At 67.3% G+C, this 13781-nt stretch carries 14 protein-coding genes and 1 other RNA gene; 6 read left to right on the top strand and 9 right to left on the bottom strand.

The genetic code is table 11. The features are described from left to right. Positions 1-175: 175 nt before the first annotated feature. The 8 genes from ABIB28_RS10160 to ABIB28_RS10125 all read right to left on the bottom strand — a co-directional run bounded on the left by ABIB28_RS10160 (position 176) and on the right by ABIB28_RS10125 (position 7032). Positions 176-499 (bottom strand): YbaB/EbfC family nucleoid-associated protein, encoded by a 324-nt coding sequence (locus tag ABIB28_RS10160; RefSeq protein ID WP_133186755.1) that lies wholly within the window; start codon positions 497-499, stop codon positions 176-178. Continuing rightward, the gene (locus ABIB28_RS10155; protein WP_354288033.1) at positions 496-2148 is read right to left on the bottom strand and encodes a DNA polymerase III subunit gamma/tau; all 1653 of its coding nucleotides are present in this window, start codon (positions 2146-2148) and stop codon (positions 496-498) included. The genes ABIB28_RS10160 and ABIB28_RS10155 overlap by 4 nt, the downstream gene beginning before the upstream one ends. Before the next feature lie 79 nt (positions 2149-2227). Beyond that, the gene (locus ABIB28_RS10150; protein WP_354288032.1) at positions 2228-3754 is read right to left on the bottom strand and encodes an ABC1 kinase family protein; all 1527 of its coding nucleotides are present in this window, start codon (positions 3752-3754) and stop codon (positions 2228-2230) included. Between the two features lie 267 nt (positions 3755-4021). Next, positions 4022-4119: signal recognition particle sRNA small type (gene ffs / locus ABIB28_RS10145), an RNA gene on the bottom strand. 66 nt (positions 4120-4185) lie between these two features. After that, complete coding sequence (locus ABIB28_RS10140; protein WP_133186749.1) at positions 4186-4401, bottom strand: hypothetical protein; 216 nt, start codon at positions 4399-4401, stop codon at positions 4186-4188. A gap of 44 nt (positions 4402-4445) precedes the next feature. Continuing rightward, positions 4446-4778 (bottom strand): 2Fe-2S iron-sulfur cluster-binding protein, encoded by a 333-nt coding sequence (locus ABIB28_RS10135; protein WP_133186747.1) that lies wholly within the window; start codon positions 4776-4778, stop codon positions 4446-4448. Next, positions 4775-5878: a cysteine desulfurase family protein gene (locus ABIB28_RS10130; protein ID WP_354288099.1), complete on the bottom strand. Its 1104-nt coding sequence runs from the start codon at positions 5876-5878 to the stop codon at positions 4775-4777. The genes ABIB28_RS10135 and ABIB28_RS10130 overlap by 4 nt, the downstream gene beginning before the upstream one ends. After that, positions 5875-7032: a cysteine desulfurase family protein gene (locus ABIB28_RS10125; protein WP_354288031.1), complete on the bottom strand. Its 1158-nt coding sequence runs from the start codon at positions 7030-7032 to the stop codon at positions 5875-5877. Before ABIB28_RS10125 ends, ABIB28_RS10130 begins: the two co-directional genes overlap by 4 nt. Before the next feature lie 42 nt (positions 7033-7074). Here ABIB28_RS10125 and ABIB28_RS10120 point away from each other — a divergent pair, with 42 nt between their 5' ends. After that, complete coding sequence (locus tag ABIB28_RS10120) at positions 7075-7731, top strand: alpha/beta hydrolase (RefSeq protein WP_133186743.1); 657 nt, start codon at positions 7075-7077, stop codon at positions 7729-7731. A 256-nt stretch (positions 7732-7987) separates the two neighbouring features. Here the strand turns inward: ABIB28_RS10120 and ABIB28_RS10115 are convergent, their stop codons facing one another. After that, entirely contained in the window at positions 7988-10894 is a 2907-nt protein-coding gene (locus ABIB28_RS10115) for a M16 family metallopeptidase (protein WP_354288030.1), read from the bottom strand. A gap of 96 nt (positions 10895-10990) precedes the next feature. Here ABIB28_RS10115 and ABIB28_RS10110 point away from each other — a divergent pair, with 96 nt between their 5' ends. From ABIB28_RS10110 to ABIB28_RS10090, 5 genes are all read left to right on the top strand, one after another. Then, positions 10991-11563, top strand: a complete 573-nt coding sequence (locus ABIB28_RS10110) for a NifU family protein (RefSeq protein WP_189676216.1) — start codon at positions 10991-10993, stop codon at positions 11561-11563. A 2-nt stretch (positions 11564-11565) separates the two neighbouring features. After that, the gene (locus ABIB28_RS10105) at positions 11566-12153 is read left to right on the top strand and encodes a malonic semialdehyde reductase (protein ID WP_354288029.1); all 588 of its coding nucleotides are present in this window, start codon (positions 11566-11568) and stop codon (positions 12151-12153) included. Between the two features lie 5 nt (positions 12154-12158). After that, positions 12159-12782 carry a tRNA (adenosine(37)-N6)-threonylcarbamoyltransferase complex dimerization subunit type 1 TsaB gene (gene tsaB, locus ABIB28_RS10100; protein WP_354288028.1) on the top strand — a complete coding sequence of 208 codons (624 nt, stop codon included), beginning with the start codon at positions 12159-12161 and terminating at the stop codon, positions 12780-12782. Beyond that, positions 12779-13252 (top strand): GNAT family N-acetyltransferase, encoded by a 474-nt coding sequence (locus ABIB28_RS10095; protein WP_322160164.1) that lies wholly within the window; start codon positions 12779-12781, stop codon positions 13250-13252. Before tsaB ends, ABIB28_RS10095 begins: the two co-directional genes overlap by 4 nt. 106 nt (positions 13253-13358) lie before the next feature. Continuing rightward, entirely contained in the window at positions 13359-13781 is a 423-nt protein-coding gene (locus tag ABIB28_RS10090) for a Ros/MucR family transcriptional regulator (protein WP_133186731.1), read from the top strand.

The raw sequence follows: 13781 nt of genomic DNA, 5'->3' as shown, positions 1-13781 counted from the left end.
GACGTTATGTGTCGGCGCCGCCACAAATATTCCGATCCGGCCCTTTCGGAAACGAACCCTTCATACCGTGGCGGCAGCGCCCTGTCCGACTCAGCCGCTGGCGCTTCGAGCGGACCGATGCAGGCACATCACCCGCCTCCCAGAAACGAGCGAAGGCCCGTGGCGTACGGGCCGTTCAGAACGGGAGCTTGAAGCCCGGCGGCAACGGAATGCCGCTCGTCATCTTCGCCATTTCCGCACCCGACGCCGCATCGGCCTTGACCTTCGCGTCGTTGAACGCCGCGATCACCAGATCCTCGACCATCTGCTTCTCGCTCGGCTGGAGCAGCGACGGGTCGATCTCGATCCCGATGATCCGCCCCTTGGCCGACGCCCGCACCTTGACGAGCCCGCCGCCGGCTGCCCCTTCGACCTCGATCTTGTCGAGCCCGTCCTGCGCCTTGGTCAGCTCGGCCTGGACGTTCTGCGCCATCGCCATGATATCTTCGATGCTCTTCATGCGGTATGTCTCCTTTTTTCGAGCAAGCTCTTGATCTCGGTCTCGGGCAGCTCGGCGCCCGGGAAAGCGGCAAACGCCGCTTCGATCATCGGGCTTGCCAAGATGCTGGCCTTGAAACTCTCATATTGGGCGGCTTCGGCCTCGCGCAATGTCGGCCGGCCGGGTTTGGGCGACGTCGTGATCTTCCACGCGCGGCGCGTGAGCGCTTTGAGCGCGGCACCGAGATCACCGACCAGATCGGCCGGCAGCGGTCGCGCGTTGCTCAGCACGAGCTCGGCCTCGACGATGCTGATCACGCTCGCATGATGCACGATCCGCGACGACAGCGCGAGTTCGCCGGCATCCTCGAGCAGCGCGACGATCCCCTCGACCGTGCTCGGCAAGACCGCCTCGGCGGCGGGCGCCTGCGCCGGTGCGGCGGCGGCTTGCGCGACCGGCGCCGCCATCATCGGCGCGCCCGCCGCGATCATCCGCGCGAGCTCGCCCGGATCGGGCAGGCTCGAGGCATGGACGAGCCGCAACAACGCCATCTCGCACGCCTCGATCGGCATCGCCGCGCGGGCGACTTCGTCATGGCCCTTGAGCAGCAACTGCCACAGCCGGTGGAGCACCGCGAACGACAGCGTCTCGGCCCAGCCGACCAGCGCCTCGCGCTCTTCGGTCGCCTGCCCCGCTTCCTGCGTCGCGCCGAGCTTCACCAGCGTCGTCGCATGGACCGTTTCGAGGAGCCCGCGCAGTACGCCGAGCGGATCGACGCCGAGATCGTATTGCCGGCGAAGCGCGGCAAGCGCGCCAACGCCGTCGCTCGCGATCAGCAACGCCATCAAGTCACGGATCGCACCGCGATCGGACAGGCCGAGCATGTCGCGCACCGCCGCCGCACTCACCGCGCCGCCGTCCATATCGGCATGCGCGATCGCCTGGTCGAGGATCGACAGCCCGTCGCGCGCCGAGCCTTCCGCCGCCCGCGCAATCAGCCCCAAGGCCTCGGGCTCAGCCTCGACGCCTTCGGCCTTCGACACGCGCGCGAAATGCTCGGCGAGCTTCTCGGCCGGGATGCGCCGCAGATCGAAGCGCTGGCAGCGCGACAGCACCGTCACCGGCACCTTGTTGACCTCGGTCGTCGCGAGCACGAACTTCACGCCCTCGGCCGGCTCCTCGAGCGTCTTGAGCAACGCGTTGAACGCGTTCTTCGACAGCATGTGGACTTCGTCGATGATGTAGATCTTGTAGCGCGCGACGAACGCCGTCATCCGCGAGGCATCGATCACCGCGCGCATGTCGTCGACGCCGGTATGGCTCGCGGCGTCCATCTCGATCACGTCGATATGCCGCCCCTCGGCGATCCCGACGCACGGCTCGCAAACTCCGCACGGGTCGATCGTCGGGCCGCCGCTGCCGTCGGGCCCGATGCAATTGAGCGCCTTCGCCAGCACTCGCGCGGTCGAGGTCTTGCCGACCCCGCGCACGCCGGTCAGCAGGAAGGCATGCGCGAGGCGCCCGCGCCGGATCGCATTGCCGAGCGTGGTGACCATCGCATCCTGGCCGATCAGCTCGCCAAAGGTCTGCGGTCGATATTTGCGCGCGAGGACGCGGTACGCGTCCTTCGAGGCGGTGACGGGAAGGTCGAGATCGAAGGAGTCGGACATCGCCGGGCGGTCTAGCGCGGCGGGCGCGCCGTGTCGAAGGGTTGGTGCGCGACGCGGCGATTAGCGCGCCCTGCCCCGCTCAGGCAAGGAACAGCGCCGCCGCAATGATCCCCGCGGCAACGAGCACCGCAGCCGCGATCCAGCGCCCCACCGTCAGGATCGCAGCCGCCGGGTCGCTCTGCACCGGTCCGGCGGGGTCCGCCTCGAGCCGGCGGACCGCCGCGCGGACGAGCCGCGGGGCATCGTCGCCAAGCTTGATCACCTCCCACGCAAGCGCTTGCACGACCGGCGCCCAATGCTCCGACGACAGCCGTGCCTTGACGATTCGCAGGGTCGCGCGCTGCATCGCCGCCGAGAGATCGAAATCGGGCTCGATCGCTTGCAACACGCCGTCGATCGTCACCAGCGCCTTGAAGATCAGCAGCAGATCGGGCGGCATCGTCATGCCTTCGTCGCGCATCAGCGGCAGCAGATCGCCGACGATCGGCGCCAGCAGGACGCGACCGCCGCCGTGACGGACGATCAGCCGCTCCGCCGCCGCCTGCACGCGCTCGCGCGGCACACCGCTCCCCGCCGACCATACCGCCAGTACATCGGCCAGCTGCGCCGGATCGGACCGCGACAGCGCCTGGACGAAACCGATGAATTCCTCGCGCCGCCGCGGCGAGACATGGCCGATCATCCCGAGATCGAGCAACGCGATGCGATTGCCCGGCAGGCACAGCAGATTGCCTGGATGCGGATCGCCGTGGAAGCGCCCGTTGACGAGCACCATGTCGAGCACGAGATCGGCCCCGAGTGCGGCGATCGCGCTCGGATCGATCCCGGCGGCACGCAGCGTCGCGCCGTCGCGCGGCGGCACCCCCGCGACATAGTCCATCACCAACAGCGTCTCCGACGTCCATTCCCAGTGGATCTGCGGAATGACGATCCGCGCATCGTCGGCGAAATCGGCGCGCAGTCGGTCGGCGTTGCGCCCCTCCGCAGTGAAATCGAGTTCCTCGAGCACCGCCTCGGCCAATTGCCGGATCATCTCCGACGGCCGGAAACGCCGCGCCTCCGCACTGCCCGTCTCGGCCAGCGCGGCGAGGTGCGCGATCAGGCGGAGATCCGCCTCCATCCGCGGGCGGATGTCTGGGCGCCGGATCTTGAGCACGACCGCGCTCCCATCGGTGAGCGTCGCGCGGTGCACTTGCGCCATCGACGCCGCGGCGAGCGGCGCGGGATCGAAGGTCGCGAACGCGGTTTCGGGCGATTGGCCGAGCGCCGCCTCGACCGCCGGGCGCAGCGTCTCGAACGGCAACGTCGGCGCACGCGAATGGAGCAGCTCGAGTTCGGCGATCCATTCGGGCGTCAGCAAATCGCCGCGAGTCGCGAGGATCTGACCAAGCTTGACGAAGGTCGGGCCAAGTTCCTCGAGCGCGAGCCGCGTCCTGCGCGGCAGCGTGTTGGGCTCGTCGGGCAGCGCCGCATCGACCGGCGCGCGCGCGAGCCCGAGCTGCGCGAGCAATACCCCGAGCCCGAACCGCGACGCCACCTGGACGATCTCGCTCAGCCGCTGACGGTCGCGCCCGGCGACGAGAATCGTGGAGATAAGGCCAGTCATGCGGAAAACTCGCGATTGCTTCATGATCGAAACGATGCTGCCGCGGCGAAGGTTGCGCAGGGCGTAGCGCGTTGAAACCGTGATGCAGCGCGATCGGTCGACCGACGTGTGCGCGCCGCAGCGGCTGGAGGATCGGCTCCAGGCTTTGCCGCGGTCGGGCGGTTGAGCGGCGACCCGGCTAAGCCGTGTCGTCGGACGGCGCTGGAGGCGCCGCCGGCCGCGCTTGCTGCGACCTCGAGCTACAACTGCGGTGCAGCGTGGCGCCTGCGCGGTGGGAGCCGGAACGACCCGCAGCGAAATCGTTGTGGCTGCTTCCTTCCGGATCTGACCAGGTTGGCGACGACTACGTCCGCCCGACTCCCGCGGCGCATATGGCGGGGTCGGGCGGCGGGATCAAGCCCGCTTTATCGGCGGGGCTTGCCTAGCCGGTCTCAGTAGCGGACGGTGCGGCACGTGCGGATGCGCTTGTGATGGCGATAGGTCACCTTGCAGACGCGGCGCGTGTGGTTGCGGTAGCCATTGTGGCGCTCGGTATGGACGGTCCGCGTTACGACGCGGTCGTGGCGGTTCTGCTGCGCGCTGGCGGCGGCGGGAACGAGGGCAGCGGCGGCGATCAGGCCAGCGGAAACGAGGGCTGCAAGCTTCATCAAATCTCTCCCAGTGGGTACCAAGGGGTACGCGAGCGTAATGATCAACGGCCTTGCATGTTCCGAACTTCGCCGGGAATCCTGACAGTTAATTGATCGAGATCAGACGTGAGCAGGATCTGGCACGCGAGCCGGCTGGTCCGCGTTGCACCGGCCGCGAGGTCGAGCATATCCTCTTCATCCTCGCTCGGCGGCGGGAGCTTGGCGAAATCCTCGGCGGCGACGATGACGTGGCAGGTCGAGCAGGCCATCTGTCCTTCGCACGTGCCCTCGAGCGGTTGGCCATCGGCCTGCGCGACCTCGAGCAGCCGCGCGCCGGGCGCGGCATCGACCTCGCGCAGTGTTCCGTCGATTCCAATGAAGCGTACCAGCGTCATGCCGCAATTCCTCCCGCGATCCGTTGCGCATCGGCGGCTGCCACGATCCGGTCGATCGCCTCGGCCAGCTCCGCCTCGGTTGTGTAGCGACCAAAGCCCAGCCGGATACTGGAGCGCGCCTGCGCCTCGGAGAGCCCGATCGCGCGCAGCACGTGGCTCGATCGGCCAGAACCACTCGCACACGCCGACCCCGCCGAAAAGGCGATATCGCGGAGGTCGGACATCAACCGCGCGACGTCGAGCCCATCGCGGCGGATGTTGAGATTGCCGTGATAGCGCTGCTCGGTCGATCCGTTGATGTGCCACTCGGGGCCGAGGCGTTCGGTGGCGAGCGTCCACAGGCAGTCGACCTTGAGCGCGTCGGGATATTCCTCCGTCTGCAGCAGCCGCGCCGCTTCGCCGAACCCCGCACACAGCGCAGGCGACAGCGTGCCCGATCGTCCCGCAGCTTCCTGCGCGCCGCCATGCAGCAACTGCGCGAGCGCGACCCCTTTGCGGATCCACAGTGCCCCGATGCCCTTGGGTCCATAGACTTTGTGTGCCGACAGCGCGACGAGATCGCAGCTCGACGGAATCGAGACACGTCCGAACCCCTGCACCGCGTCGCACAGCATCAACGCACCGGCGCGATGCGCGAGCTCGGCCAGTTCCGCGATCGGCTGGACCACGCCGATCTCGTTATTGACCAGCATCGCCGCAACGAGCCCCGTCCCCGGCCCGATCGCCGCCTCCGCAACGCCCAGATCAACGAGCCCGTCCGTGCCTACCGGAAGGATGGTCACCGTGCGGCCGCGCGCGCGCTCGGCTTCGACCGTGTCGAGCACGGCGGCATGCTCGGTTGCGAGCGTCACGATCGGCCCTTTCGTGCCCTTGATCGCCCAGTTGAGCGCCTCGGTCGCGCCGCTGGTGAAGGCGATATCGCCGTCATCGCCAAAATGTTCGGCGATCCGCGACCGCGCGACCTCGACCACCGCCTTGGCCTTGCGCCCTGCGGCATGCGCCGAATGCGGGTTGGCGTGCTGGTCGCGCAGCCACGGCAGCATCGCGTCGAACGCCTCGGGCGCAAGCGGCGTGGTCGCTTGGTAATCGAGATAGATCATGCCGCAAACGCCCGCGCCGAGCGGGCGATGCTGCGCCATTCGGCAATGAAGCGATCGACATCGGCCTCGGTCGTCGTGCGCCCGAAGCTTACGCGCACCACATCGCGCGATGCCTCGACGCTCCACCCCATCGCGCCGAGCACATGGCTCGGCTTCATGCTCCCCGACGAACACGCACTCCCCGCCGACACCGCGATCCCCGCCATGTCGAAGCGGATCAACTGCGTCGCCGCTGCCATCCCCGGCATGCGATACGCGCCGATCGCCGAATGCCGCGGCGCGTCGGCTGCGACGAGCTGGCCGCCCGAGCGTGCGATCGCGTCATCGAGCTTCGCGCGCAGCGAGCGCATTTCGGCGACATATTCCGCCTCAGCCAAAGCCGCAGCGAAACCGAGCGCGGCGGGCACATTCTCGGTCCCGCCGCGATAGCCGCGTTCCTGCCCGCCAGTCGGGCTGAGCGTCGCGATATCGCGCACCAGCAGCGCGCCGATCCCCGGCGGGCCACCGCGCTTGTGCGCCGAGATTGCCAGGAAATCGGCATGCTCGACGACGTCGCCGGCAGCGCTCGCCGGCATCTGGGCACCATCGACCAGCAGCAGCGATCCCGCGGCACGAACGATCGCGGCGATCTCGGCGATCGGCTGCCGCACTCCCGTCTCGCTGTTGCACCACTGCACCCCGACGATCGCGCGTTCGCCGTCGAGCATCGCGGCAAGCGCGGTCAAATCAAGCAACCCTTGGCCATCGACCGGCACCACGCCGGCATCGCCGCCAGCACGAATCACCGCGTCATGCTCGACCGCCGAAATCAGCCGCCGCGCCGCCACCGCGCGCGCGAGTGCGATCGCCAGCGCCTCGCTCGCCCCGCTTGTCAGGATCGTCTCGCCGCCCCAGCCATAGGCAGCGGCGATCCTCGCCCGCGCCGCCTCGAGCGCCGCGCGCGCCGCGCGACCCTCGGCATGCGGCGAGGACGGGTTGGCCCAGCTGCGCATCCCCGCCTCCACCGCGGCGATCGCGGCCGGCAGCATCGGCGTCGTCGCCGCGTGATCGAGATAGAGGCGGGAAGCGGGGCGGTCGGTCAAAAGCGGGGCGGCTCCGTTAAGATTGCGAAAAGCAGGGTCATGGCTATATAGCGCACAAGCTCCCGCGCCCATATCCTACGGGCCGCGCCCCACATTCTACAGTCAGCAGGTCCGATGCCAGAAGTCATTTTCCCCGGCCCCGATGGTCGCCTCGAAGGTCGTTTCGTCCCCGGACCCCGCCCGCGCGCGCCCGTCGCGATGATCCTCCACCCGCATCCGCAAGCCGGCGGCACGATGAACAACCACATCGTGATGGAGCTCTACAAGACCTTTCAGCGCCGCGGCTTCGCGACGCTGCGCTTCAACTTCCGCGGCGTCGGCAAGAGCCAGGGCACCTTCGACAACGGCGTGGGCGAGCTGTCCGACGCGGCGTCGGCGCTCGACTGGGTGCAGAGCTTCCACCCCGAGGCGCAGACCACCTGGATCGCGGGCGTCAGCTTCGGCGCGTGGATCGGCATGCAGCTGCTGATGCGCCGCCCGGAAATCCGCGGCTTCATCTCGGTCGCGCCGCCGGCGAACATGTACGACTTCACCTTCCTCGCGCCGTGCCCGGCGAGCGGCATCATCATTCAAGCCGAGAATGACGAAGTCTCGCCCCCGCTCGCGACGCAGAAGCTGGTCGACAAGCTCCGCACGCAAAAGCACATCACGATCCACCACGACACGATCCCCAAGGCGAACCATTTCTTCGAACACGAAATGCCGCAGCTGATGGGCAGCGTGGACAAGTATCTGGATATGCGGCTCGACCCGAACTCGCCGATCCGCTGACCCTCGAACGTCACCCCGGCCTTGTGCCGGGGTCCACCACGCCCCTCGCGCCGCGTCGTAGCACGCGCAGCGGGGTAGACCCCGGCACAAGGAGGGGGTGACGCGTTGGGGCGGTACCGATCCGCTCAACCCCCCGGCCCCGCAGTCCAAACCCGTCACCCCGGGCTCGTCCCGGGGTCCAGCGCTACACGCGCGCTGCAGACGCAGCACGCGCGGAACGGTGGCCCCCGGCACAAGGCCGGGGTGACGTGAGGGCTTACTTCTTCCCCTCGCCCGCCGGCACCACCTGCAACGTCCAGTCGCGATCGGGCCGCAGATACTTCGCCGCGGTCTCCTGCAGCTGCGCTGCGGTGATGTTCGAGATATCCGAATAGAGATGCATCAGCGCATTGATCCGGGTCGGATCATAGGTCGCGCCGTCGAGCTGGTTCATCCAAAACTGGTTGCCGGTCGACTGGCGCTGGATCGACTGCTGCATCGGCCCGATCGTCCGCTTCAATTCGTCGGCGTCGATCGGCGTCGACACCAGTTCCGCCGCAATCTCGCGCGAGAGCTTGAAGAATAGCGGGATGTTCTCGGGCGCGACCTGGCCGATCGCGGCCATCTTGCCGCCGGTCGCGAAACCGGTCGGCCAATCGCTCGATACGTTGGGGCTGTAGCTCGCGCCCGCCTGCGAGCGCAGCCGGTCGAACAGCCGATCGCTGAAGATCGCCGCGAGCACTTCGAGCCGCCGTGCTTCGGACAGGCCCGCGACGCCGCCCCCGGTCGGCCACGCGATCACCGCCGCCGCCTGGTTCGCCGGGCCGTCATGCGTGCGCGTGACGGGCGTGGTGTTGTGCGCCGGGAAATGCGGTGGCGGGGTCTGCTCGGTCGCCGCAGTGCGCGGCGGGAGCGCGCCGAGCGTCTTCTGCACCGCCGCGATCGCAACGTCGGCCTTGATATCGCCGAACACCATCACCTCGACCGGCCCGGTCTTGAGCAGCGGCTCCCACAAGGCGCGGAAGGCGGCAGGCGTCGTCGCGTTGATCGCGGCAAGGCTCGGCGTACCCCAGCGCGGATCGCCATCGCGCAGCAAGCGATCGAGATCGCGCGACAGCACGCCCGTCGGCGACGCATTCGCGCCGGCATAGGACGACACCGCGACCGCGCGCGCGCGCAGCACCGGCGCCGGATCCCACGCCGGCGCCGACATGGCGGCAGCGATCAGCTTCAACTGGTCGTCGAGATCGGCGGGCGAAGTCAGCGCATTGTAGAGGAAGGCGTCCTCGTCGATCCCGAAATCGAGCCCGATCCGACGACCCGAGGTGAGCGCATCGAGATCGCCCTGGTTGAGCTTGCCGATGCCACCCGCGGTGAGCGCGAGATCGGCTGCCCAGGCTGGCGTCTCCTTGTTCGACGGCAGCGCGTTGTAGCCGCCGCCGAAGCGCACGCGGACATAGACGCGGCTGTCCTCCGACGTCGTCGGATAGACCAGCACGCGCACACCGTTCGACAGGTTGTACTCCTGCATCTCGAACTCCTTGATCGGCGTGTTCGAGACGATCGTCGCCGGCGCGCCGAGCTTGGGCAGGCTGGCGAAGGTCACATTGCCCTGCCGCGTGCGCTTCCCCGCGAGCCCCTTCACATCGACCTTGAGCGCGTTGGCAAGCGTCGTCTCGAGCCCCGGCTCGGCGGTCGGAGTCGAGATCAGCGCGCGCGTCGCGGTGCCCTGGAACAGCCGCTTGGTCGCAGCGAGGATCTTGTCGGGGGCGAAGAAGCCCTTCTTGACCGCATCCTCGAACACGCCCTGGATCACCGCCGGCGAGGTCGTCGTCTCGCGAATGTCGAGCGCCTGGACCATGTCGTCGGCTTCCTTGCTACCGGCCTCGGCGCGATAGGTGTCGACTTGCGTCTTGAACGACACGCGCTGCTCGGCGAGCTCGCGCTCGATCTCGGCCTTGGTCGGCGGCGAGGCCTGTGCGTCGGCGATCACCGCGCGAACATCCTTCAACGCCGGATCCCACGCCGAGCCAACCGGCAGGATCGTCACGAAGGTGCCGTTGGCCGAGCGCGACGGATCGTCGAGCCGCACTGCGGCGGCAATATAACTGCCGCCCGAGCGCGCGCGCGTCTCGAGCCGGCGGTTGATCACCGCGAGCGCGATGAAATCGGCGAGCCGCTTCTGGTTGAAGACGATCGTATCGTCATTGTACCGCCACGGCCGCACGATCGCCATTTCGATCCGCGTCGGAATGCCGGGCTCGACCACCGCCTTGGTGGTGGTCTGCTTGGGGTCGGGCTTGCCGAAATCGGGGTCGGCGGGATTGGGGCCGATGCCCTTCCACCCGCCGAAATTCTTCGCGACCATCGTCTCGAGTTTGGCCGGATCGAAATCGCCCGCGATCACGACGAGCGTCCGCTCGGGGCGATACCAGCGATCATGGAACGCGCGAACGGTCTCGGCGGTCGCCGCCTCGAGCTCCTTGACGTGGCCGATCGGCGAACGATCGGCGAGCGGCTGCCCGGCGAAGAACGTCTCGTTGAGCGCATTGATCACGCGCACTTGCGGCCCCGGCTGCTCGCGCTGTTCGGCGAGCACCGCGGGCCGCTCGGCCCCCAGCGCGGTCGCGGTGATGTTGGGGTTGGAGACCATCCCCGACAGGATCTTGAGACTCTCGTCGATCCCCGCCTCGGTCGCGCTCGGCAAATCGAGCTTGTAGACCGTCTGCGTTGGCGTGGTCTGTGCGTTGGTGTCCGAGCCGAAGGTCGTGCCCATCCGCTGCCAGATGCGCTTGGCTTCGCCATCCGGAACGTATTGCGAGCCGCGGAACGAGAGATGCTCGATGAGATGCGCGAAGCCGCGCTCGGGGTCGGTCTCGTAGAGCGAACCCGCGTCGATCCGGACGCGCATCGAAATCTGCCCCGGCGGGACTCCGTTCTTGCGCACGGCATAGCGCAGACCATTTTTCAGCGTACCGAAATGCCACGCCGGATCGGGGGTAATGTCGCTGCCCTTGTAGAGCCACGCCTCGCGGCTCGCGATCGCGCTCTGCGGATCGACCGGCGTGTTGGCGGCGCGCAGTGCGGGCTGCGCGGGAGCGGTCTGGGCGACGACCTGCGGCACGGCAGCCAGGACCAGGACGGAAGCGAAGGCGAAGCGCGTCATACGCGAGGGCGAGATCATCTGGCGTAGATAGCGGCGGAATGCGGCGACCGCCAGCACCCCAGCGTTTCCATATCCACCCTTGCACCCGCCGCACACGCGCGCCACATGGCAGGCATGTTGATCGAAACCGAAACGACGCCCAACCCGGCGACGCTCAAATTCCTCCCCAACCGTGTCGTGATGGAAGCGGGCACCCGCGATTTCGTCACGCCCGAGGACGCCGAGGCGTCGCCGCTCGCCGACGCGCTATTCGGCCTGGGTGACGTCACGGGCGTGTTCTTCGGGCGCGATTTCGTCTCGGTCACCGCCGCCGCCGGGGTCGATTGGTCGGCGCTCAAGCCCGATGTGCTCGGCCTGCTGCTCGATCATTTCAGCGCCAACATGCCGCTGTTCAAACCCGGTAATGCCGGTGGCATCGCAGTCCCCGCCGAGGATAGCTTCAACGACGATCCCGCCGACGCCGACATCGTCGCGCAGATCAAGGATCTGATCGAGACGCGCATTCGCCCGGCGGTCGCCAATGACGGCGGCGACATCGTCTATCGCGGCTTCGACAAGGGCAAGGTGTTCCTCGCGATGCAGGGCGCGTGCGCCGGCTGCCCGTCGTCGAGCGCGACCCTCAAGAACGGTATCGAGCAATTGCTCAAATATTACGTCCCCGAAGTCACCGAAGTGCGAGCAGTCTGAGCATGGCCATCATCGACGACGCAGCGCTCGACCAGATCTTCCGCACCGCGCGCAGCTATAACGGCTATACCGATCAGCCGGTCAGCACCGAAGATCTGCACGCGATCTGGGACTTGATGAAATGGGGCCCGACCGCGACCAATCAGCTTCCCGCGCGCTTCGTCTGGTGCACCAGCGACGCTGCGAAGGAAAAACTCGCGGTCTGCTGCTCGGATTCGAACGCCGACAAGGTGCGCAAGGCGCCCGTCACGGTGATCATCGCGATGGACCGCGATTTCCACCATCACCTCCCCGAACTCTTCCCGCACGTCGATGCGCGGCCGTGGTTTGCAAAGGAAGAGGTTCGGGCCGAGTCGGCCTTCCGCAATTCGACGCTCCAAGGCGCGTATTTCCTGATCGCGGCGCGTGCGCTCGGCTTCGACACCGGGCCGATGTCGGGGTTTGACGGCAAGGCGGTCGATGCCGCGTTCTTCGCCGACACGCCGAACGTGACCACCAACTTCATCGCAACGCTCGGGCATGGCGATCCCTCGACGGTGTACGGGCGCCTCCCCCGCCCGGCGTTCGAAAAATTCAACACGCTCGCCTGACGCCCTTGTCGCGCACGCTCGTAATCGAAACCGCCACCGCTGCGTGCTCGGTGGCGCTGATCGAGAACGGCACGGTCCTCGCCCAGACGCATGAAGTCGTCGGGCGCGGCCACGCCGAGCGGCTGATTCCGATGATTGCCGACTTGCCCGGCGGTGGCCGTGCCGACGCGATCCTGGTCGATTGCGGGCCGGGCAGCTTCACCGGCATCCGCGTCGGGATCGCCGCCGCGCGCGGCCTCGCGCTCGGCTGGGGCGCAAGGCTCACCGGCTATTCCTCGCTCAATCTGCTCGCCGCGACGGCGTTCGGCAGCGGCGCCAGTGGTGATCTTGCGATCATTCTCGAAGGCGGGCATGGCGAGGTCTTCATGCAAGGTTTTGCCCCGCCAGATCGGGACACCGGTCCCTTTACGTCGCTGCGGCCCGAAGCGGCGCTCGCCGCGCTGGCAGGGCGTACCGCGATCGGCAGCGGCGTCCGCTACCTGACCACGCTCGACCCGACGATCGTCGCCGATCCGCGCTTGCCCGACGCCGCCGACGCGGTGTTGCTGCCGCCGCACTGGGCGACACTCGAGCCCAAGCCGATCTACGGCCGCGCGCCCGACGCGAAGCCGCTCGTGCCAGCAGCGTGAGCACGATGATCGGCATCGCCTTGCGGACCGGCGCCGTCGCCGATCTGGCGAGTGTCGATCGTGTGATGCAGGCGGCATTCGATCCGCGCTTCGGCGAGGCGTGGACGCACAATCAAGTCCTCGGCCTGCTCGCAATGCCAGGCGTGTGGCTGACACTTGCCGAAGTTGGCGGTGAATCCGCCGGTTTCGCCTTGTCGCGTCGCGTGCTCGACGAAGCAGAACTGTTGTTGCTCGCAACTACACCGCATCTGCGTCGCCGCGGTGTCGCTGGCGCTCTTCTGCGTACCGTTATCGGCGATGCCGGATTGCAAGGCGCGACCAGCATTCATCTCGAAGTCCGCAGCGATAATGACGCCATTAAATTGTATAGTTCCGAAGGCTTTATCATGGCGGGTCGACGCCGCGATTACTATCGCGGACACAACGGACAGACTTATGACGCTCTAACGTATCGCCGCTTAATACCTTAAACCTTTTGTCACATATTCATTACTGCTTGCACAGGGAGAGCGGAGCGGCGATAGGCCCCGTCAGGCGGGCTGAGACGCCTGCCGAGTTGATCGTGAAAGGATTATTATGGACGTGATGGACGAACTGCAGGAGACCCTGATTACGTTGACCGCGGACATTGTTGCTGCGCATGTCAGCAACAATAGCGTTGCGGTTTCGGATCTTCCGGTGCTCATCGCAAACGTTCATGGTGCTTTGACCAGCCTTGGTGGCCCGGCGCCCGTTGAAACCATCAAGCAAGAGCCCGCTGTTTCGGTGCGCTCTTCGATCAAGCCCGACTTCATCGTGTGCCTCGAAGACGGCAAGAAGCTGAAGATGCTCAAGCGCCATCTGATGACGCATTATCAGATGACCCCCGAGCAATATCGCGCGAAGTGGAATCTCCCCGCCGATTACCCGATGGTCGCGCCCAACTATGCCGAGCAGCGTCGCACGCTCGCCAAGAAGATTGGCCTCGGCACCAAGCGCCGCAAGGTCGCTGCACGCTAA

Source organism: Sphingomonas sp. UYEF23, assembly GCF_040546165.1.
Taxonomy (GTDB): domain Bacteria; phylum Pseudomonadota; class Alphaproteobacteria; order Sphingomonadales; family Sphingomonadaceae; genus Sphingomonas; species Sphingomonas glacialis.
This window is presented reverse-complemented; position numbering and strand designations above follow the sequence as displayed.